A 20,575-nucleotide genomic window follows, 5' to 3' on the forward strand; every position below is an offset into this window, starting at 1 on the left:
TTAAGTTCTCTTTTTAGCGGTGTCTTGAATAGCAGCTCGAATTCGTGTGTAGGTACCACAACGGCAAATATTTCCAGCCATGGCAGAGTTAATCTCTTCATCACTTGGTGATGGGTTTTGGGTCAATAGCGCGGCAGCAGTCATAAGCTGGCCAGACTGACAATAGCCACATTGTGGAACGTTATTGTCGCTCCATGCTTGCTTCAATTCAGCAAAATGCAGCCCCTCGATGGTAGTTACTTTCTTGCCTTTGGCTTGCGAAACCGTCGTTAAACATGCTCGCGTCGGCGTTCCATCCAAGTGGATTGTGCAGGCTCCACACAATCCAGCACCGCAACCATATTTAGTGCCTGTTAGTCCAAGCAAATCTCTGATTGCCCACAAAAGTGGCATCTCTGGTGCAACATCTAGTGCGTAACTTTCGTCGTTGATGGTTAAGGTTAACTTCTTATCTGACATTACCCGCTCCTTGATAATCCCGCTAGTAATTGCGTATCGGTGGCGAAATCGCCTCTTTTCGTTAACTGGCTCTGACTTAGAAATCTGTGTATCGCACAGCTAGTTTTACGGAAGTAATTAATTATATTGATACTCTCACTAAAAACTGAAAATAAGCCTAACTGAGATTCTCCACAATCATTTGTTGCCATTTATCTATGTCAGCTCTACGATCTATATCTATGGCGACACCTTCGATCTCAACAATTGATAAAGCATCAAGATTAGATTTCTTTTTCAATAAGTGCTTTGCGCCCGTATCGCCTGTGAGAGATGCGAGATCAGTAAAATCTGAGGAGTTAAATACTGCAGGTACGCCAAAACTATTTTGATATTGGGCGCAGCAAGTTTGCCCATATGACTGCCACGCAGTGATTAATTGTTGATAATCATCCAAAGTTACGCCTATGTGATCAGCCAAGGTAATTAGCAAACCATCTACCTTAAGTTCCTCGGCTTCGATAACTGCTTCTTTAATAGAGCTTGCAATACCACTTTGCCAGTTAGGGTTAAATCTCCGGTTCACATCGGAAGACAACAAATTAGCCAGCTTCTCTTGATACGCTCCCAGAACTACCAATAACTCTACTTTTAGCCCGATTGATGTTTTTGTGTTTAGGCTGGTAAGTTTATCAAGCGTTTGTAACAGCAGAGGCTGACTCTTAATCTTCCCATTTGAGTCAATCACATCTACTGTTGCTTGTAATTTTATACCATTAAATCTACGACTTTCTCCGGCAGCGAGCAATGCTACCAGTATCCGTTTTGAAGGTTGTCTAGCTGTCTCCCGGATAAATTTATTCACGTTGCGACCTTGTCTAGGGGTAACAATCTAGCTTGATGCAATACTCCGTGACATTGAGCCAGGATGCTCAAAGCAATGGACTCAGGTAGCTCACCACCTAATGCTAAACCTGCCGGTGCGGAAAAGACACCATAGAAATCACTTACTTTTATCCCCGCTTTATCAAGAACTTTATCACGTCTATGTGGAGGGCCGAGCAGCGCAACATAGTGTAGCTTCGTTAGGCTTACAGCTTGTAACGCCTTCGCATCCAAGTCCAAGTTGTGGTGCATCACAATCGCCGCATCAAACTGATTCAGCAGCGATGTAGTCAGCTCTGAATAGGGTTTCTTTAGAATATTTGCACCAGGGAAATCGTAATGACGTGCAAAACTTGCGCGTTCATCAATCACCGTAATGTGCCAGCCTAGTTCTTGAGCAATTTTGACTACTGGCTGAGCATCTAACCCGCCACCAAAAACAGCAATATGAAAGCGGGGTAGGCAGGGAATAATTAATCTCGGATGCAGAGTATCTGTTTTTCCATTTTGTAGTGATAGGGTAGCTTTGGTAGTGCTATCAATCTGGTAGCCCATTGCTCCTGGGGCAATAACTCTCGCAACAAGATCTCTTGAATTGGTATTTTGAATAGGTAACTCCAGTTCGTAGAAAGCGGAGTTTCCCGAGTTCAAATATTCTAAAAGGCAATGCAACTGAAGATATTGGTTCCTATGCGTGAGGGGAAATAAAATTAGTTCTACAATGCCACCACAGCCTAATTGATAGCTAGTATCCGACTCATCACTGGCATCGTAAATCACTTTAATCGAAGTATCATACTGAATAGCGCGTTGAGCGTATCGTTTTAAATCGGCCTCTAAGCAACCACCACTGACTAGACCAATACTCTTACCTAGTGGGTGAAACAACATCATCGCTCCCGCCTTACGATAAGCTGAGCCCTGAACTTTGGTGATTACGGCAAGTACCCAATCATCCTCAGGCGATGCCTGCCATTCACTTAATAGGGCTTCAATATGGTGTGACATAACTCTGTGCTCGAATACATGAAAAATGACCTACAAACCTATTTAGAACCCAGTAAACTGTAAAACACCACAATTTAGCGATACTCCAAGAATGTGAATAAAATGCAAGGTCGTTCCCAGAAAATGCGGTAGCTGTACTGTTAAGCGCGATAGTCGGAAATTGATGTGTGCTTTCTTTTAATAATGGGCTGCTTCTATAAGGGTAGAATCTGAGGCGAGGCAGTGGAGTTTTGTCCTAAATGTCCTCTATTCGATAATTTTCTATTTTGGCAGCTTCTGAAATAGTGGTGCCAGCTCACTAGCTTGTTCCGAGTCGAATCAGTAACTTACTTCCTAGTGATACTTTGGGTAAGGAAAGGCTTAGTGCGTAGAGGTTTCTATAATTGATCTTTGGTAGAAGAGTAAAACAAGGCAAAAGGGTTATGGATGTAGAATGGAAAATTACATATTAAGCTGCTAGTGCTGGGAAACCATTGGTTACGTCAATATTTATAAGGTTAACTAAACGTTAGTATTGCAATGCCAGGAAAAATTCGAGATTCATATGAAATTCTATCGATAGCCGGTCTTGTTTAAGCGATAAGTAGTGTTTGATTCAAAGATTGTAACAGATAAGGTTAGAATGCGGTGAATTTTAAGCCCATTTAGTTGTGTTTTGTGGTGTGCCATATAAAGATAAATTGATAAGGGTGATTATGAATGCCAAGTCGATTCTCAATTTTCTCATCGCAGGTATAATATTATTTGGTGTTTCAATTCTTACTGAAAATAGTGGTATTTTAAAGTATAGAGTATTAAAGGTGTTGGATTGTCTATTTCACCGTATCGTGAAGTTTTTTGGTTTGGATTATGTAGTTGATGGGGAGTAATTGTGAAATGTATACAGAGTTAATTTGTTAAGTCTTGCCTTGTTTTATCGTTCATTTTCTACAGTGCGGTAATTCTGGTACAGAACTATAAAATAGATTATTTGGACATTTTGATTATTGATGGAAAGGTTATCGATGGTTCAGGTAATCCATGGATACAGCAAGACATTGGAGTGGTCGATGACAAGATATTCTTTGTAGGGAATGCTGATAGTCTTAGGAGTAAGACTAAATTAACCATTAATGCTGAAGGATTATATGTTACTCCTGGGTTTATTGGCAGACATAGCCATGCAGATTTCAATGACCCGCAGGGTGAAAAAATGTTACCCCAGATCTTTCAGGGCGTTACCTCGGTAATTGTTGGTGTAGATGGATTCGGAAAAAATGATGTTCTAGAGTAATATAAAATCGCTATGGTTCCCTGAGAATTAGTTTTCTAGAAAAACACATTGCTACTCGCCTATAAATAAATGGTTGGTTAAGGCTGACCCCGAGGGTGAGCCTTGATTGTATTAATTCGGATATTGATTGGCAGGGTGTTTTCCATAATAGTGGTAATTGGAAAGTCAGGTTTGAATTGGTACATGTAAGTATTTATAGTCTTAAATTATAGTTTGGGCTTTTGCCATATAGTCAGGATTGGCTAATTTAGAAATCCAATCTCAGGTAAGTCAGTCTCCTTGTATGAGAAGTTATTCACCAATATTTATTAGCTATAGCTCCATACGAACAGAGATTTCTCTCAACATAGGCAATAGCTTTGAGCTTTCGCAAAGTCCACTACGTAGCCTTGCAAAGCCTATATCGTCACCTAAGTCTCCACTATAGTATCTGTTTCATCTACTAAGCTCTATACCCCTTTAAAAGAGCATGGTTTTTCATACTTCATTTCGATGGCTTTTTGCTCGCGATATTGGCCGAGTAATGAGATACCTATTCCGGACATAATAATGATACCCCCAATAATTTGAGCGAAGTTGGGAACCTCTTGCAGGATAAGAAAGGCGAAGAAAGTACCGGCTACGGGAGTAATGGCTGTGGCGATAGAGATATCAGCAGAGCTCGCCCCTCCTTGGAGTCCTTTAAACCAGGTGATCTGCCCAAGGACAATAATGATTGCCCCGTATACAAGCATCCACACCCAGAGGAAGGGAGAGAATAGGTCGTCAAAGTGGTGGGGGCCAAATACAGAGAGGACAATGACCGAAAAGAGTATCGCTCCCGCAAGCATGCGGAAAGTTGAAAAGACGCCAATAGGGACGCGATCAAGCAGTTTCCGGCTCGCCTGAACGGCAATGACTCCTAAGAGTGTTGCTACAGCGGTTAAAATTTCTCCAGCTTTGGGAAGGTCTTGAAGAAATTGGTTCATGGCTGGATTTCCAAGGTTCAGCATTTTCATGCTCATTGGATCTTCCATCGGGGATTGGTGTAGGACAAAAATTGCAATAACACCAACCGTTACCACAAGGGCTCCCACTATTGCGAACCCAGTAGGCCTTTCCCTGAACATCAGATAAGCGAACAAAAGCCCCAAGGGAGCATCTAGAGTTGCAATTAAAACGACATTGGTCACTTCTGTGAGCATCAGAGCAATAAAGAAGAAGGCGGGGGCAAGAACTCCAGACATCAAAATAAGCACGAACATGTAAAACCAGTCTTTGAATGGATATTGCTTTAAGATGCTGAGACGCCAATCTTTCCTATAGATTATTAAAAGAGTGATACCCGCCAAGAGATTTCCAGCGAACAAAAGGTTGCAAAAAGAGATTGGGTTGTTTCCATTAATGGGGTGGCTGGCACCCAGTTCCCCAATTTTCGCAACGACTGCGTTGGAGGCAGCAAAAATAAGAATCGAAATCCATAACCAAAATCGAGTACTTCTTACGGAAGATTGATTTTCCATTTGATGTTCCCTGGGCACTACAACATGTTCCACTAAATTTAAGTCGTTCCGCACTAAGTATCCCCCTACAATTAAGTAGTGGTAAGTGGGACAGTCTGATCTGGATTAGTGTAGACCAATTCTAATAACTGATAGTGCTTGAAAGGAGGGTGTCCACCCATATCAAAATACTGTAGCGAATTCTGCTCTGAGTATTGGGGCCATTCTTACTCATTTTTATTTAGGGATCAGGTTATACCGGAGTTTAGTGAGGAAAATATGATTGTGAAATTCTAGTACTGGAGACAGGCTCTTAATATATGCTGCTGGAAGTAGAGCTTACTACAACGGCGTACGATATTTTAAGGGAAATATAGATGGTTATGAATTTGCCCCTTCTAGAGATGGATAGTGTATTGTACTCCATGAATGGCTGCAAATTAGAGAAAATTAGAGCCAAAGCTATTTGTATGCTCAGATCGAGATTCTCAATATGTGGCACAAGGATATTGGACTCTAAAATATAAGAATTAATGCTTGCAATGCAAGGTTGGTTAGGTGTAGGCCAATTCCCCCATTTTTCTTCTGGTTGTTAGTCTTTAAAGTGTATTTTACGAGTGTTTAAAATTGCATGTTTTCGGGAATTTGCAAATTCTTATTAAGGGTAAAGGTAAGGGTTGCGCTAATACTGATAGCAATTCAATATCCATCTTCCAGACCTACAAATCTGTCTGTTTTATTTATCTGTTCTGTTGAGCCCCAACTTGTCGGCAATTAGATGATCTAAGCTAAATCGGCCGGGACCAGTAGTTATTAACCATATAAATAAAATAATATACAAAACTTGGGGTAAATAAAGAAACCAGCTCATCCAGTCTAGCGGTCCGATGCCTTTAGGGATGGCGTGTTCGATTTCAACTGTGGCAATAGCAACAATCATTACAATGGATAGGATAATGGCAGCAAGTGTTGACAGTAGGCCCATAATTAAAAGTAATCCTCCGAAGAACTCTACAGAGGCTAAAACCAGCGCCATAAATTTATGGAAGGGCATTCCTATTTCGCTCATCAAATTAACAAGGTCTGCATGTTTCTCAGAATCAAATAGTTTGTTATACCCAGACACTGAAAAAAATAGACCCAGAGATACGCGTGCAACTAAAATGGGCACCCATTCCCAGCTGCGATTACCTATAAGTATTTTTTTAATTAAAGAAGAAGGTTGAGTAAACATACATGCCCTCTTGCATGATTGCGCCCCAATTATGAGTGCCCAGTTAAGAAGTTTTATGCACCTTAATTTTGGCTTTACACTGTATGGCTAATATTGAACCTAAAATATTTATAGAGCAGTAATCCAAAGACTCCTTAACTTTTCAGACGTAGGCGCAAATAGTGTTTCGGATTATACATAAACTAAATGTGAAATATGCAATGGCAATCTCTAGTGAGCAGTCTCGATTACGTGCCGTACTCGAATGTAGCGGATATAGGGCTATCTAAAACTACAGTAGAAACGTGATACTCCACTATCCCTCAAACATCTTAGCCCATTAGTGTGTAAGGGCAAGCCAAAAATACACTGACCTTTATATTGGCGCAATACAGTAAGTCTGTGAATAGTTTGATAGTTTTCCACAAAATCTGAACCAAGAGTATCCTTGCGCTATTTCTTGCCCCGCCCTGATAGGAGTCGCTTGAAAGATAACGATAATAATGGCGACGGAAAAACCGAGTAGTGCTGGCAACAAGAAAGTGGGCTGTTCGTCATGAAAAAAATTAAACGTACGCCGATAGCTCTGACATAAATTCTCCAACTTTTAGAAATTTAAGTGGCTCAGAAATAGAGAGCCTTTAGAGTCAGATTATCTATATGTCATCTTAATTGACCCTGCCTGCTTGTTTATTGATCAGATTTGGTGCACACAAGGACCCCTTCATGGTGGGGGGGGAAGGTATTTAGGAGTCGACTTTTACTAGATTACTTTCTGCTGCCACCGCATCTGATGGAGCGATTGTACCAGATATTTGACTCTTACTAGTTTGGTGCTTTAGGGTTTCATTTATGATAAAGCTATGGGGCTTGGGAAAATCTCTCTGAATTATGTTCTAATCAAGATACAATATGCTGTTCTAAAGGTAGTTGGCATATGGAAGTTGGTTTTGTTTTTTTGTATCTCACCAAATACATAACCAGGCCATGCCGTGATCGATCTACTGATATTTGCGATTATGCATTGTGTAGAGGTCTGGAGGTTATGAGTAAAAAATTGATTTTTATAATGGCTGTTTTTATGGCTGTGTGTGGGACAGGGTGTGCGAGCCAGGAAGATTTGCTTGATGCTGAGCTTTGGTCCGGCGATCCATATATAAACATTCCTGGTAGCGATGGGGCTACCGAAGATCTTGGGAAAACACCTCGGGCTAAAATGCTGGAGCAGCGAGAGATTGATACAGAGAGAAAGAGTAAATTGTCAAAAGATCAAGTCCTAGAGCATTTAATTTTGGGTGAAGATGGGAAGATCAATTTTTAACTTAATACCAGTAACATTCAAAGTTCGGAGCCTCCGGTAAGTCCATAACAAGATCATTGAAGTTGTTTTGGCCACAAAATACGGGGCTCCACAGGACCGGTTACAATTTGCTCTGGTAGCGGTTGGTGGTGGCATAGCCTTTAGGGGCGTTGAGTGACGTTTGGCAAGTTCCAGTTGAACTTGCCCTTGCTAAGTGGGCGGAAGTGATCAGTTTTAAAGCTAAACTCTTTATAGAGGAATGGTTTCTATACTACTTGCGTATGGGCGACAGTCGCACAAAGAGAGACTTTAATATCCTATATTAACCAAATGATTATCCAGGGTAGCTGGTGATCGCACTATATCGTGCGGTAGTGCCAGCCAACCAGGATATAAATCTCGTCCTAGCCATTTACATGGCTTTTACTGAACCTGTATTATTTTTTACCTGTGGCTGGTTATGTTGAAGTCAGCACGATAATCATCGCCTACATCTCTTGCCATTCCCTGCTTCTCATTCCTTTTAAGTTTGTGGTAAATGCTGCTCTAGCCAAATTCTCTCAAAATTCTGAGCTAAAGCAATTTTTGCTTAATACAAAAGACAGAGTATTAGTTGAGGCTAGTCCAGTAGATAAAATATGGGGCATTGGTCTGGCCCAAGATAATTCTGCGTCAGAAAATCCCAACGATTGGAAAGGCCTTAATCTTTTAGGGTTCGCACTTATGGAAGTGAGAGCCAGGCTAACAGGCATCTAAAATAGCTTGTGGGTGTAGAATAGGGGAAGGTGGGTGCCGAGCTTTCAGTACGAGGTAACTCCTCGGATCACACAAATGCATAGTGCCAAAATTAATATAGTACTCTAGTTTCTAACTCTTCGCTCAGAGCGGGATTTCCAAGTCGTGAACCTCTAAAGTCAAATCAGCATAAGAAGTTCACGATAACCAGCTCTAGTAGCCTTAGATCCGTGGCAGCCACATTCCCATCGTAGCAGCAAAAATACCAATGGCCATAAACACGGTCAGCGGCATTAATGTACTGACAAACGCAATCTGGGTACCCTGTGCGGCTCCACGCTTTTGACAGTGAAAATACCATTCCAGCATGGCCAGTGGGAGCAGGTATTGGCCGAAGCCCAGTGCATATAGGAAAGGCCCGGTAAAGGATTTCCAGTCAATCCCCCAGCCGCCGGTTAGCATTGCCCAGCCCATCAAGGCTACACGAAAAAACCACACTGCACTTGCTGCCATAAAAAGGCGCAAGGCCCAGCGGCGGTGCTCAGCAATGCGTCTGGCCATCGCAGTCTGCACTGCCAGAAAGGCAAATAACAGAATCAGTATGCCGTCCATTGTAATGCTGATCTGCGATACCAGATTACCAATAGTGTGCCGCGTCCAGGTCATGTAGAGCCCCGCAATACTGGCTATGACAGCGGTCAGCAGATAGCTGCGTCCCAGCCAGCGGTGGAAGTTAGGGGCATGGCGCCGCACCGAGGGGATTAGCTGAAGTGGACCACCGCCAATGACAATCGCGGCCAATAGCACGTGGCTCACCGAAGCCAGGTTGCCTAATATATCTCCCTCGCGGAAGCCTGCCGGTAGGTGCAGCCCTTTCAAGCCATGCACTCCTGATTCGGCAATGGGTGGGTAGAAGACGGCCAGGATATAGGCGAAGAAGATCGCATGGCCGATAGCCGCGATGCAGAACCAGGTTTTTACCGACAGGTTAACTGCCCGCCGGGTGTCGAATGGTCGCGGTAGTGTTTGGCTGAGTACAGCGTCGTTCATGGGGTTCTCCAGGCGATTATGGTCCGCATTGGGTCTGAGTGTGCTTGCCGAGCATGTTCTGCTTTTTCAGACCTACGCACATCGGCCGCAGGCAGGAATCGAACTCCCCCAAAAGGTGGAGAGTTTGCCGTATCCATCTCCCCCGAAAGTCCCATGACAGTTGGTTGCCCCTGGTTTAGCATGCGGAAATGAAATCTTCGTCCCTAAGTACGCCTGCGCCGAATCCGCCCAATGCCAGCGCGGAACTGCCCAAGCTCCCTATGTGGCGGCCCTTACGTGGGCCGTTTGAGCGATGGCCGCACCTGACCGACTTGTTTATTGCGTTGCTTATGTTCTTGCTGACGCTTTTGATGTGGTCGCGCAACGGCTCCCCCGAAGTACTATCCATGCAGAGCCTGTGGGATGTTGTTGCTTTCCAGTGTGCATTCGTTGGCTCCTTCGCTCTGTTGTGGCGTCGCACCCACCCTTGGCAGGTACAGGCTGTTATTCTCGGCGCAACAATATTGCTGGAGCTGGGTTTGCCGGCAGATGGCATCGTGGCTATGGCGATTTCGCTGTATAGCCTCGGTCGTTACGAGGCCAATACCCGGGCCAGCTTTTTTGGCGTTATCGCGACGCTGGTTTTTGTGGCGCTTGACCAGGGTATTCCGGTTCAGCCAACTGCAGCAGGCACAGTAACGGTGATGCTGGTATGGGCGCTGTGGTATATCGGCCGCCGGCTGCGCTTTCGCGGTGAATATCTGCGCTTGTTGGAAGAGAGGGCCAAGTATTTGGAGCGCGAGCGCAATGCCGAATCCGAGCGCGCAGTTGTGGCTGAGCGCACTCGAATCGCCCGTGAGATGCATGATGTGGTGGCACACCAAGTGAGTCTTATGACTGTGCAGGCCGGTGCCGCCAGGGCTATCAGCCGCAATAACCCGCAAGCTGCCAATGAGGCTATGGCTTCTGTAGAGGCGGCTGGCCGCCAGGCCATGGCAGAAATGCGTCATTTACTCGGTGTACTGCGACCGACTAATAACGACACTGCGCTCACTCCGCAACCAGAACTCGGCGATTTGCCAGATCTGATTGAAAAGGTCCGACAGGTGTTAACCCAGGTTGACTACGAGGCCAACGGTGCACTGGAGAAAGTGCCAACCAGCGTCGCGCTCGCCGCCTATCGCATCGTTCAGGAATCCCTCACCAATGTCATCAAGCACGTCGGTGCCGCAGCGCGAGTGCAAGTGAGTGTGCGCGCAGACCACGGCACTCTCACAATTCGAGTGCGCGATGATGGAAATGCTCTCGGCGAGCGGCCCATGAGGGAAATAGCTATTGATGGGCAGCCAGGCAGTGGGCACGGCATCGCGGGAATGCGCGAGCGTGCGGAACTGCTCGGTGGCTATCTGTATGCGGGGGTAGTCGATGGTGGCGGTTTTGAGGTATATGCACAACTACCTACAGGAATGGTGAAAACATAATGTTGCGAGTGATGGTAGTGGACGACCAGGCTTTGGTGCGACGCGGTTTTGCCCTGATTCTGGATAACCAACCCGATATCGAGGTGGTCGCCGAGGCCGGTACCGGTGTCGAGGCAATTGAAGCCTCGCGAGTGTACCAGCCGGATATCATCCTAATGGATATCCGTATGCCGGAGATGGACGGGCTGGAATCCACAGCGCGCATCCTGGAAGCTAGTGATGCAACTTGCCGTGTCATTATTTTGACTACGTTCGATCCTGATGAATACGTGTTTCGTGCGCTGCGGGCTGGCGCCAGTGGCTTTGTGCTCAAGGACATTCCCCCAGAGGCGCTGGTACAGGCAGTGCGCACCGTAGCAGAGGGCGGTGCCATGCTTGCACCGGGCATCACCCAACGCTTGATCAGCCAGTTCGCACAGAAACTGGGAACTGGGCGCAACCTGGCAAAGCGGCTGGAGCGCCTGACCACCCGGGAGCGTGAAGTACTGGAAGCCATCGCCGCAGGCAAGAGTAATGCAGAGATTGCTGAGACCCTGTTTATTGGCCCTGCTACCGTGAAAACCCACGTTTCCAGTATGCTGTCAAAATTGGAGGTGCGCGATCGTGCGCAGGCAGTCGTATTTGCCTACGAATGTGGCCTAGCCACAGTGGGGGAGCGTGATGTCGGCTTCTAGATCAAAGCCTGCTTTGCAACGCAATGCACTTTATCGCCTTGCCGCCTGTGGCACTGTGGTTCTGGGGCTGTTTCTCTTCCTTGGAGCCCAGGGCCACTTTTTTGCCATCTGGCCGTTGGTAACCAGCGATGGTATCGGTTTATTCCGTCGTTTGTTGTTGATGTTACCCGGTGTGATGCTCGCCGGAACGGCGGTGTTGAACCTCCTGCTCTGTAAGCCACTCTGGCAAGAACGTCGCTATGCCCTCAACGTTACTCTCGCGGTAAATTTGCTTACTACAAGCTATTTGTTCTACCTAATGATACGCGGGGTTCCCAATCACCCTATTGGTATATTTCTCGCATTGGAGATGTCTTTTGTATTATTGCTCCTAGTAACAAGAACTGGACTGGTATGGCCTATGTCAGCAGAACCGCCGGTTGAGATGGACATTTAGCAGCACAAGCGCTCGGCGAGTTTTGCTAACATTCAACACCATAAACCTCAAGGTGTTTTATTCAAAAACAACTCCATCGGTTAAATTGGTTTTGGTGGAGCATCACTTTGTTAGATCCATTTCAAATAGACTTGAAGAGAACCCTTCCGATTACTTCATGGCGTCTTCCTCAAAAGATGTAGCCTGAGTAAGGTAACAGAGTTATAGAACTTAGCTAACATCTTTCCTTGAGCATATTTACTTGTTCAAGATGATTTCCTACATTTTTTAAATTCTTTGGCTGGTGAGATTTTAAATTGTGGGGAGGTATGATATACAAACAATGCCTTTAAATTATTAGTTCCGCAGAGGAAGTTATGAAAAACTTACTTGTTGCTATTATATTTTTAATATCGATTGATTCTTCTGCTTGCGTTGCAGTTGTCGGTAGAGGCGAGGTAAAAGTTACAGGTACTTTAAGTAATGTTGAGTTCGGCGGCAATAAAGTCCTAATTCTTACTCCAGAGGTCACTACGGCTGTACTAGGATATGGCCATATAGAAAGTTATCCTGTGATATCTTCATCAGAATTGTCAGAGTATGTTGGAAAGCGCTCCGACTTTCATGGTGAACTCAAGGATGAAGAGGGTACGGTTGTATTTGTATACAGGCGCCATTTTCAATATTAAGAGCGGTGGGTGGATAATTTGCGGAGGCATACTAAGGACGTAAGCTTCGTAGGCTTCAACTACTTAAAGTCTCCAAGCTTTTCTCGCTGGATTGGTATGGGATAGCCGTAAATCTATAGCTCTACTTACGCATCTACTTTTTTACATCGCCATTAATTCCACAATTATCAGATTGTCGTTCTATAGTAAAAAATATAGTAAGGGAATTTAAGTTGTCGGTGAGTTTGCTGGATATCAAATTTGTCACATGTTTGTACTTTTATAGTACAAAACAAACAATTGAGTTTTAGTTGTTAATCGGGGCACTTTGTGAACAAAGATGTTTGAATTTCTAGGGGTGATGTTTGGAGTTTGGTTTGTTAGTGGGGCAATACTAACCCTCACGTGTTATTCTTACTCAGGGAATATAGACAAGAGAACTCAATCCGAAGCTGTGAAAGAAATATATTTATGTATTAAATATAGACCAGCTAAGCACGGCATTACTCCGGAAACACTTGCGCGTGTTCGGCCGGTATAAAATATCAGGTTGGGTGCTATTGTTTTTGTATATAGCTATGATTATCTGAGTGTTAATTGTTGCAATTACATAGAAGCGGCTATGTCCGATCAGTATACGATTAACCCATATTGGCATCCAGTAGATATTCTTTCATTATGATGTATAAGGTAAGCTATCGCTGCGTTTCTATTTGTGTTTGAGATTCATATCGCTATTGAACTCATGTATAGTAAATGCCTGCTGTGTTTCTTTTTCTAGTTGTTAGTGGTCTTTATAATTCAGCGCTATATTCACTTCCGGCGTATTTGCGCCTATATAGCTGAGCTTAGCGTTATTCGGCTCTTTCGCGAGAATCAACCAATGAGAAACTTAGCCATATTGGTATTTCAAACACTTGACGGAATAATGCAAGCACCGAGTGTGCCTGAGGAAGATTTTTCAGGTGGCTTTAGTCATGGAGGCTGGGCCAAGGATTATTGGGGTGAAGTCATGGAGCAAGTGAGAAGGGAGGCCATGGCGGAACCTTATGATCTGCTATTAGGACGTAATACATACAATTTATTTGCCACAAGTTTTTCAAATGCCAAACCTGGAAGTCCAACTGCAGACAAACTTAATCAAGCAAAAAAGTATGTCGTAACATCAGGTAATGATGATCTCACATGGAATAATTCATTCAAGCTAAAGGGTTCGGATGCAGTCGTCGAGATAACAAAAATTAAGAAAATGAATGGGCCTTTACTACAAGTTCATGGAAGTTGGCAGTTGGTGCAGTCACTTCTAAAGCATAACTTGGTAGATGAGCTTAGGCTTTGGACGTTTCCAGTAGTTGTTGGAGAAGGAAAGCGACTGTTCGAAAGCGGTGGAATTTCATCAAAATACAAACTCATCAATTTTGCGAAGTGCCCCTCAGGGGTTTTTATGCATTTTTACAAATCACTAGATGGCAGGGCTGTATAAAGAGCGTTGTTAAATAGAAAACTCACTCATGCGACTATCCTTACTGAGATTGTTGTTGAAATAAAAGCAATATTGTCGAATTTATCAAAATGATTAGGTTATATAACCGTAACGATCTGCCTACTATATTGGATATTTGGTTGCAAGCTTCTATTCAAGCTCATGATTTCATGCCTTCAGATTTCTGGGAGGCACAGTTAAGTGATATGAGAGATGTTTACATTCCTACATCAGAGACATATGTTTATGAGATGGAAAGTAAAGCAGTAGGCTTTTACTCACTTAGTGGCGATACGCTTGCAGCTATATTTGTTTCTCCCTCTCTACAGGGAAGAGGAATAGGCAAACAGCTCCTTAACCATGCAAAATCGAAAAGAGATAGGCTGATACTTTCTGTTTACAAAGAGAACGCTTCTAGCTATCAGTTTTACTTGTCTCAAGAATTTAAAGTAGTAAAAGAACAAAGAGATGAGCATACTGGTCACCCGGAATACTTAATGAGTACTAAAATATAAAAAGGAGTTCAAGTCGGCTTAACTTCTGTCGTTTAGCGCGACGTTATGCATAAGGCTAGAATAAGATATCTCAAATATGAAACCTGAAGAGAAGAGTTGTATAGAGAAAAGAGTCAGGAATAGGATCATCGAAGTTCTAGAATTTTTCTCAGATGAATTTAGATTTGATGTTGCAATCGCTAACCTTGAATTCTGGGGTGAATGGTTTGATGCTAATTCAATAACTCAATTTGATAAAGAGGTATTTGTGAGAGAAGCAATTGAATCTCTATTAGTTGTAAATAAATTCTGGGAGAGAGTTCAGCCAGATTCGAAATAGTTCTCTCAAGAGTGGTGTGATCTGCTGTTTGAGTCAAAGCATGCTTTAAATATATTTCTCAAGCGTGGTAAATTTCATGAGAAGTCCTTAAAATTTATTGCTGCTTACGTCAGCCATGCAGCCTACTTAAGATTAAAGTAATAATACATGAAATACACACTAGCTTTATTTGCTTTGGCAATTTCACTTGATGCCTATTCTACGAGTTGTTGGATATCGTTACATGACAAGGCAGTTTCACGTGAAAGAGGTACTTCTGAAATAGAGTTTGTTGTTGATAGAAGCAGAATAATTTTTATAGGTAGCGCTGAGAGTATTGGAAAAGAAGTAATCGCTGAGGGTAGTGGTAAGGGCGGACATGTTTCAGAAGTAGTCACTTTGTTCGATGTTGAAGAGTCAATAAAGGGAAATATCGCAGGTAAGAAGCTAGTTACTTCTGGAAATATTTGCTCTTGCAAATATGATTTTGAGGCTGGAGTGAGCTATTTAATCTTTTCTACTGATAGAAAGGGGATCCTGTACCTGGACAGTTGTGTCTAGCAATACTTAGTCTCTAGCCTGGTCTCGACTACATCCTTATATATGACATCTGTTCACAGATGCCTCGTGTTAGCTAATATTTGGTCTCATTTGGTACATTCGCGGATCTCTTCTCTTTGGACCAGCAGGGAATTGTGGGGCGTGGTTGTATACTATTACTTGATTTCTATTCACTTTCTGCTCTATGACAGATACATTTGTACCGACTCTTCAGCTTTTACTAGTTCGCTGCTTCGTACCAAAGTATTCGATACCGGATGCTGCTCCAGCATACAATTGATCTTGCTTTGACAGGCAAGCTTGGTACGTATGCAATAGGTGTACCTGGAAGATAGTAAGCGGAGAATAGGGAGGTCCCATTTCGAAATCGCTACTAAGGCGTTTTTGATGGTCGTGATCCGGGCGATTTTATTGTGTGCGATTGGGTAGGCATATTTTGTAATTTTTGATAATCGTGCTATATAAACTCTGTTTTTGAATTTACTATTAGGCGCTCAATCAACTTATGCATGAACTTAAGCAATTAGCAAAGCAGATACTAAAGGAGAGTAAGAATTTACCTTTTTCAGTATATTCCTCATATAAAGAGCAAAATATTTTTAGTGTTCCTATTGTTAATCCGACCTTGATATGTGTGCTTGATGGATGCAAAGAGCTGGGTGGTGACAGGCAAAAGAGTTGCTCAACAGGGGAGTTTATATTTTTATCTAATAGCCCTAAAATTGATATGCGAAATATCCCAGGTGATTCAGAATACTTCGCATTACTTATTGAGTTTGAATGCAACGATTTCGATAGATTAACGCCTGTAAGAAACAAAGAAGAAAAATATTTTACGGGAGATATAGATTCTACTTTAGAGTTAGCCCTTCATCAGTTTATGGAATGGAGTTCTTCCGTTCCTTTTGATCTATGGCATATTCGAAGACAGGAAATATTACAAACATTACTCTATTTGGGATACCAGGAAGTAGCTTCTGTTTTTGAATCGACAAGTGTAAGCCAAAAATTATATAAAATTATCAGTGAAAATCCAGCTGCTGACTTAAGAGTGGATATGTTGGCTTCAAAATTGTCAATGAGTGAGTCAACATTAAGAAGGAAGTTAAATAGCGAAGGTACGAGCATTAAAGTCATTATAGATGACATCAGGCTTGGCTTGGGGTTGCACTTACTTCAAACGACTTTTGAGCCAGTAGGCCGTATATCAGAAAGATGTGGCTATAAATCCCAGTCTAGATTTTCAGATAAGTTTAAAAGATCTTTTGGTATAACACCTATAGAGCTGAGAAAAACACGAGTGAACGTTTGAGGCGAAAGTTTGCCTGTTTTTGATATATTACTCAGAACATAATGCTCCTATGATAAGTAATCATTTTTAATATGTTTGGAGTAAATATGTTTGGCCTAATTAGTAAAATTAAATGTGCCGTCTTTACAGTGCTTATATCCGGCGTAGCCTCTGCAGAATCATTTTTGCTCTCGAGTAATGATATAGATACTGGGAAGTATATGAGTAAAGAGCAAGAATTCCAGGGGTTCGGTTGCACTGGTAATAATACTTCACCCCAATTATCTTGGGCAAATGCTCCGAAGGGGACAGAAGCTTTTGCTGTTTTTGTATATGATCTTGATGCACCAACAGGCAGTGGCTGGTGGCATTGGCAAATTGTAAATATTCCCAAAAATATTAGTTCACTGGAAGCTGGCGCAGGAAATTCAGAGCAAAATCGCACTCCTCAGGGTAGTGTACAAATAGTAAATGATTATGGAGTAAGAGGTTTTGGTGGTGCTTGCCCACCAAAAGGGCATGGTGCGCATCGGTATCAGTTTACGGTTTTTGCGCTATCAAAGAAACTAGATTTACCAAGCGATGCATCAGGGGCACTAACTGGATATATGGTTAAGGCTAACTCATTGGGGGAAAGTACTATTGAAGCTTTATACATACGGGAGTGACTCTCCAGCAAGCAAATTCAGATGGGGCTTTTGGCTGATCTAATCTGTGCGAGAGCGAAATAATCGAAGCTCGTTGTTACTTGTTATCGCATAAAGTTAAACCTCTTAAGAAAAAGCTGTACTAGGCCTCCTTTGGTGAGGCTGTTCCCTCAATACTTCTTTTATATATGCAGTAAGATTCTATCCGTTTGATGACGGTGGTGAAGCGTGGATTCCTATCTTTAATTGGCATCCATCCACCAATAGTACTTTGATTGACAGATTGATTCCAAATCTTAGATTTCGTAAGTTCGGGTCTCTTAGGTCAGCATATTTTTTTACTGATATGCGATCTATGGGTACAGAATCTTTGAAAGACAAGCTTGGAAAGCGGCTTTTGGAAACGGAGTAGCTGGGTCTACTGGTGTGGATTAGAGGGGGAACTAAAACGCCTCAAAAATATGGGTAAAAGCTGTTTCGTTGATTACGCTACGATATAAATATCAAAATTCAATAGACGCTGTTCTACATCTTACTTTGATTATTAGTGCCACCTAATGGTAGCTTCTTTATCATTTATCTCTTTTTTTCGATCAGGCTGAAAAGCTTAGGAAATATAGAGAAGTGTGATATATAGGTGTCACTTGCCGATTGATTGTTAGAACTTTAAGGTTAGACCATGGAAGTATCACTTCGTCAGATTACCAAACAGAATTATGAAGCAGTATGTGATCTTGATGTTGCACAGGGTCAAGAAGATTACGTTGCCTGCAATATGTGGTCACTAGTTGAATCGATGTTTAACGAAGGCTATGAAACTCGTGCTATTTACTTGGATAATGAAGCCGTTGGATTTCTAATGTGGGTACAAGAAAGCTTAGAAAAAATCTCAATCTGGCGGTTTATGATTGATCAAAATTACCAACAAAAAGGTATTGGTCGGATAGCTCTGGATCTTGCTTTAGGAGAAATTCGGGATGTCCTGGGACTTCAAGAGATTGAAATTTGTTATAACCCTGATAATCCCGTTGCAAAAGCTTTTTATTCTAGTTTCGGCTTTGTTGAGGTCGGAATGGATGATGATGGAGAAGATATGCTTGCCGTAATTGACTTAACCAAATCTAACGACAGTCACGAGATGAGAAAAAGAGCAGCTTTTCTGTAAGTGTTTAATAAAATTATAAAACGATAGATTGTGGTTCTATTATTTTTTTCTGATATCGGGTTTACTGAATAGCAGCCTCCAAATCTGGTATATGAGATAATCTTAATGGGGTGGTTTAGTAGGTGATTCTTGGTTACGGAATAGGAAAGGAATTCATATTTGAAGTGCTAAAAGACGTCTTTTAGGTGGTTTTATCATCAGAATATAAGCGCAGCTACCGTTGTTTCTTGGATAGGACGAGTCTTTCCATAACTCGTAGAGCGTCATCATAAGATATAAAGTAGGGTGGTCTCAGGATTATGGATGTCTCAATCAATATTTTGTGTTGAACATTTGTACCAGTTAAAGGCTATTCTTTGCTCCTCTTGATTTTATCTCATTGGGCTAGCTTTGGAATTCAAGAGAAGCGTGATATATAGATGCTGTACTTGAATTAACTATTAAGAGTTAATAATTGCCACCTAAGGATTACAAATGACAAAGTACTTGATAGTTATAATTGCGATACTTGTTACAGGTTGCGCTACTGTAGCTACATCTCATCGACCAAGCGATTACTATAAGGCTGGGGGTAATGAAGCGAATAATGGGCCTCTATTTGGCTCCACTGGTGAATCGCTAGGGGATATAGACATAGACCGCATCCTCAACTATGAGTTAAAGCTTCCTGCACAAAATAGAATTGCAATACTCAAGTTGTCCAATGATAGCTACTGGCGCCATTACTCTAATGATTTTACGCAACTAAATGAAACTATTGCTAGGGACTTTGTAGGGCAGTTGAGAGAGTCTGAAAGGGTTTACGATGCTTCATTCTTACCAAGCATGCTCGTTCCAGAGCAACGTACAGTGCCTTATCTTCGAGAAGCTGCTGCACGCTACCAAGCTGATTTACTATTAGCCTACCGTTCAAGTTGCCGTACTTTTGAGAAGTATAAGTTTATTGATCCGAATGAAACAAAGGCATACTGTTCAGTGGAAGTAGTCTTACTTGATGTTCGGTCGGGTATAGTGCCATTTACGGTTGTGTCAAGTAACGAATTCTCTGCCCGCAAAGAACTCGGTGATACTAATTTCAATGAAACCATAAAGAAGGCAGAGATCGCTGCCGTAGCCGAGTCATTAAAGGATTCCGCAACTCAGCTAACGTCATTTTTAAGCAGTATTGGCACACTGTAGCAAGAACTCTAACTACTATATTCAGGTGGCGCCAGCTTCGCACCTGAAATAAAGATTAGGACTTTCGTCGTATGCGAGAGCCAAAGGATAATTACTGATGGATAATACACAATCATCACTTAGCCTATATGCGAAGCATCTAGGTGCTGCATACTTAATTTATATCGTTTTAGGGATGCTCAATTCATTACTTGTCAAGAAAGGAATATATGATTTTGGGGCTTTTGCTGAGACAGAGGTGAGATTCAGGTTCGCTCAGATTATAGATATAATTATGTTTATCGCTGTTATTTGGGCATCTTGGGCGCAGTACTTGGTTACAAAAACAATCAATAAAAATATTGCTTTTTTGGCATTGCTTTTCAGGTTTGGAGAAGGGCTTCTTGGCTTTGTAGCAACAATTATTACATTGACGGTTATAGTAGTTTTAAGAAACCAGGAATATTCGAATACATTTCAAGAAGAGCAGCTACATGCGTTAGCGAGTATATTTGTGAATATGAGTGGTTCGATGTGGGATGTTCTTTTAATCATAATGGGCATAGGCGCGACTATTTTCATGTACTTATTTTACGTTTCAAATTATGTGCCTAGGTGGTTAGTTCTTTGGGGAGCTTTCACTTATATGTCGATGGTGGTTTATGGGTTTTCAAATATTTTGTTACTCGAGCCGCCCCAAATACTGAAACAATTCATGCTTCCAGGCGCGTTTTTTGAAATCACATTTGGGCTATGGTTATTAATCAAAGGAATTAACATCAAACCTAGTTCAATCGATGCTCCAGGTTTATACAAAAGTAATGCCTGAGTAAGCATTAATGCATGACTGACAAGGC

Annotated in this window: 22 protein-coding genes; 16 read left to right on the plus strand and 6 right to left on the minus strand. The window is 42.4% G+C overall.

Annotation, left to right across the window (positions count from 1 at the left end):
* The 3 genes from ACJJII_RS16530 to ACJJII_RS16540 form a co-directional block, all read right to left on the minus strand.
* Positions 1-459, minus strand: coding sequence for a (2Fe-2S)-binding protein (locus ACJJII_RS16530; RefSeq protein WP_444916981.1), 459 nt, complete (start codon positions 457-459; stop codon positions 1-3).
* A 157-nt stretch (positions 460-616) separates the two neighbouring features.
* Positions 617-1,303: a nucleotidyltransferase family protein gene (locus tag ACJJII_RS16535; protein WP_444916982.1), complete on the minus strand. Its 687-nt coding sequence runs from the start codon at positions 1,301-1,303 to the stop codon at positions 617-619.
* A complete protein-coding gene (locus tag ACJJII_RS16540) occupies positions 1,300-2,331 on the minus strand; it encodes an XdhC family protein (RefSeq protein WP_444916983.1) in 1,032 nt (343 codons plus the stop codon). Before ACJJII_RS16540 ends, ACJJII_RS16535 begins: the two co-directional genes overlap by 4 nt.
* Before the next feature lie 979 nt (positions 2,332-3,310).
* Between ACJJII_RS16540 and ACJJII_RS16545 the strand changes: the two genes are divergently transcribed.
* Positions 3,311-3,604, plus strand: a complete 294-nt coding sequence (locus ACJJII_RS16545) for a hypothetical protein (protein WP_444916984.1) — start codon at positions 3,311-3,313, stop codon at positions 3,602-3,604.
* A gap of 449 nt (positions 3,605-4,053) precedes the next feature.
* On the opposite strand, the gene ACJJII_RS16550 is transcribed toward ACJJII_RS16545, so the two are convergent.
* Positions 4,054-5,106: a DMT family transporter gene (locus ACJJII_RS16550; protein WP_444916985.1), complete on the minus strand. Its 1,053-nt coding sequence runs from the start codon at positions 5,104-5,106 to the stop codon at positions 4,054-4,056.
* Positions 5,107-5,821: 715 nt separating this feature from the next.
* A complete protein-coding gene (locus ACJJII_RS16555) occupies positions 5,822-6,319 on the minus strand; it encodes a DoxX family protein (protein ID WP_444916986.1) in 498 nt (165 codons plus the stop codon).
* 1,024 nt (positions 6,320-7,343) lie between these two features.
* Between ACJJII_RS16555 and ACJJII_RS16560 the strand changes: the two genes are divergently transcribed.
* Both ACJJII_RS16560 and ybiA read left to right on the plus strand, forming a co-directional pair.
* Entirely contained in the window at positions 7,344-7,619 is a 276-nt protein-coding gene (locus ACJJII_RS16560; RefSeq protein WP_444916987.1) for a hypothetical protein, read from the plus strand.
* 510 nt (positions 7,620-8,129) lie between these two features.
* On the plus strand, positions 8,130-8,354 hold the full coding sequence (gene ybiA, locus ACJJII_RS16565; protein ID WP_444919281.1) for a riboflavin biosynthesis intermediates N-glycosidase: 225 nt from the start codon (positions 8,130-8,132) through the stop codon (positions 8,352-8,354).
* A 201-nt stretch (positions 8,355-8,555) separates the two neighbouring features.
* Here the strand turns inward: ybiA and ACJJII_RS16570 are convergent, their stop codons facing one another.
* Positions 8,556-9,383 (minus strand): DUF2306 domain-containing protein, encoded by an 828-nt coding sequence (locus ACJJII_RS16570; RefSeq protein ID WP_444916988.1) that lies wholly within the window; start codon positions 9,381-9,383, stop codon positions 8,556-8,558.
* Between the two features lie 188 nt (positions 9,384-9,571).
* On the opposite strand from ACJJII_RS16570, the gene ACJJII_RS16575 reads away from it, so the two are divergent.
* The 13 genes from ACJJII_RS16575 (at position 9,572) to ACJJII_RS16635 (ending at position 20,547) form a co-directional block, all read left to right on the plus strand.
* Positions 9,572-10,843, plus strand: a complete 1,272-nt coding sequence (locus tag ACJJII_RS16575; protein ID WP_444916989.1) for a sensor histidine kinase — start codon at positions 9,572-9,574, stop codon at positions 10,841-10,843.
* Complete coding sequence (locus ACJJII_RS16580; protein WP_444916990.1) at positions 10,843-11,517, plus strand: response regulator; 675 nt, start codon at positions 10,843-10,845, stop codon at positions 11,515-11,517. Before ACJJII_RS16575 ends, ACJJII_RS16580 begins: the two co-directional genes overlap by 1 nt.
* Positions 11,504-11,953, plus strand: a complete 450-nt coding sequence (locus ACJJII_RS16585; RefSeq protein ID WP_444916991.1) for a hypothetical protein — start codon at positions 11,504-11,506, stop codon at positions 11,951-11,953. The genes ACJJII_RS16580 and ACJJII_RS16585 overlap by 14 nt, the downstream gene beginning before the upstream one ends.
* 356 nt (positions 11,954-12,309) lie before the next feature.
* The gene (locus tag ACJJII_RS16590; RefSeq protein ID WP_444916992.1) at positions 12,310-12,621 is read left to right on the plus strand and encodes a hypothetical protein; all 312 of its coding nucleotides are present in this window, start codon (positions 12,310-12,312) and stop codon (positions 12,619-12,621) included.
* 862 nt (positions 12,622-13,483) lie between these two features.
* On the plus strand, positions 13,484-14,083 hold the full coding sequence (locus ACJJII_RS16595; protein WP_444916993.1) for a dihydrofolate reductase family protein: 600 nt from the start codon (positions 13,484-13,486) through the stop codon (positions 14,081-14,083).
* A gap of 89 nt (positions 14,084-14,172) precedes the next feature.
* Positions 14,173-14,598, plus strand: coding sequence for an N-acetyltransferase (locus ACJJII_RS16600; RefSeq protein ID WP_444916994.1), 426 nt, complete (start codon positions 14,173-14,175; stop codon positions 14,596-14,598).
* A 76-nt stretch (positions 14,599-14,674) separates the two neighbouring features.
* Complete coding sequence (locus tag ACJJII_RS16605; RefSeq protein WP_444916995.1) at positions 14,675-14,917, plus strand: hypothetical protein; 243 nt, start codon at positions 14,675-14,677, stop codon at positions 14,915-14,917.
* Between the two features lie 147 nt (positions 14,918-15,064).
* Positions 15,065-15,457, plus strand: a complete 393-nt coding sequence (locus ACJJII_RS16610; protein ID WP_444916996.1) for a hypothetical protein — start codon at positions 15,065-15,067, stop codon at positions 15,455-15,457.
* Positions 15,458-15,962: 505 nt separating this feature from the next.
* Positions 15,963-16,769 carry a helix-turn-helix transcriptional regulator gene (locus ACJJII_RS16615; RefSeq protein ID WP_444916997.1) on the plus strand — a complete coding sequence of 269 codons (807 nt, stop codon included), beginning with the start codon at positions 15,963-15,965 and terminating at the stop codon, positions 16,767-16,769.
* Positions 16,770-16,855: 86 nt separating this feature from the next.
* Complete coding sequence (locus ACJJII_RS16620; protein ID WP_444916998.1) at positions 16,856-17,416, plus strand: YbhB/YbcL family Raf kinase inhibitor-like protein; 561 nt, start codon at positions 16,856-16,858, stop codon at positions 17,414-17,416.
* Positions 17,417-18,074: 658 nt separating this feature from the next.
* Positions 18,075-18,560 (plus strand): GNAT family N-acetyltransferase, encoded by a 486-nt coding sequence (locus ACJJII_RS16625; protein ID WP_444916999.1) that lies wholly within the window; start codon positions 18,075-18,077, stop codon positions 18,558-18,560.
* 474 nt (positions 18,561-19,034) lie between these two features.
* Positions 19,035-19,739 carry a hypothetical protein gene (locus ACJJII_RS16630; RefSeq protein ID WP_444917000.1) on the plus strand — a complete coding sequence of 235 codons (705 nt, stop codon included), beginning with the start codon at positions 19,035-19,037 and terminating at the stop codon, positions 19,737-19,739.
* Positions 19,740-19,836: 97 nt separating this feature from the next.
* On the plus strand, positions 19,837-20,547 hold the full coding sequence (locus ACJJII_RS16635; RefSeq protein WP_444917001.1) for a DUF4386 domain-containing protein: 711 nt from the start codon (positions 19,837-19,839) through the stop codon (positions 20,545-20,547).
* The last annotated feature ends 28 nt before the right edge of the window (positions 20,548-20,575 follow it).

It is taken from the genome of Microbulbifer maximicatervae (SeqCode) (assembly GCF_052467825.1).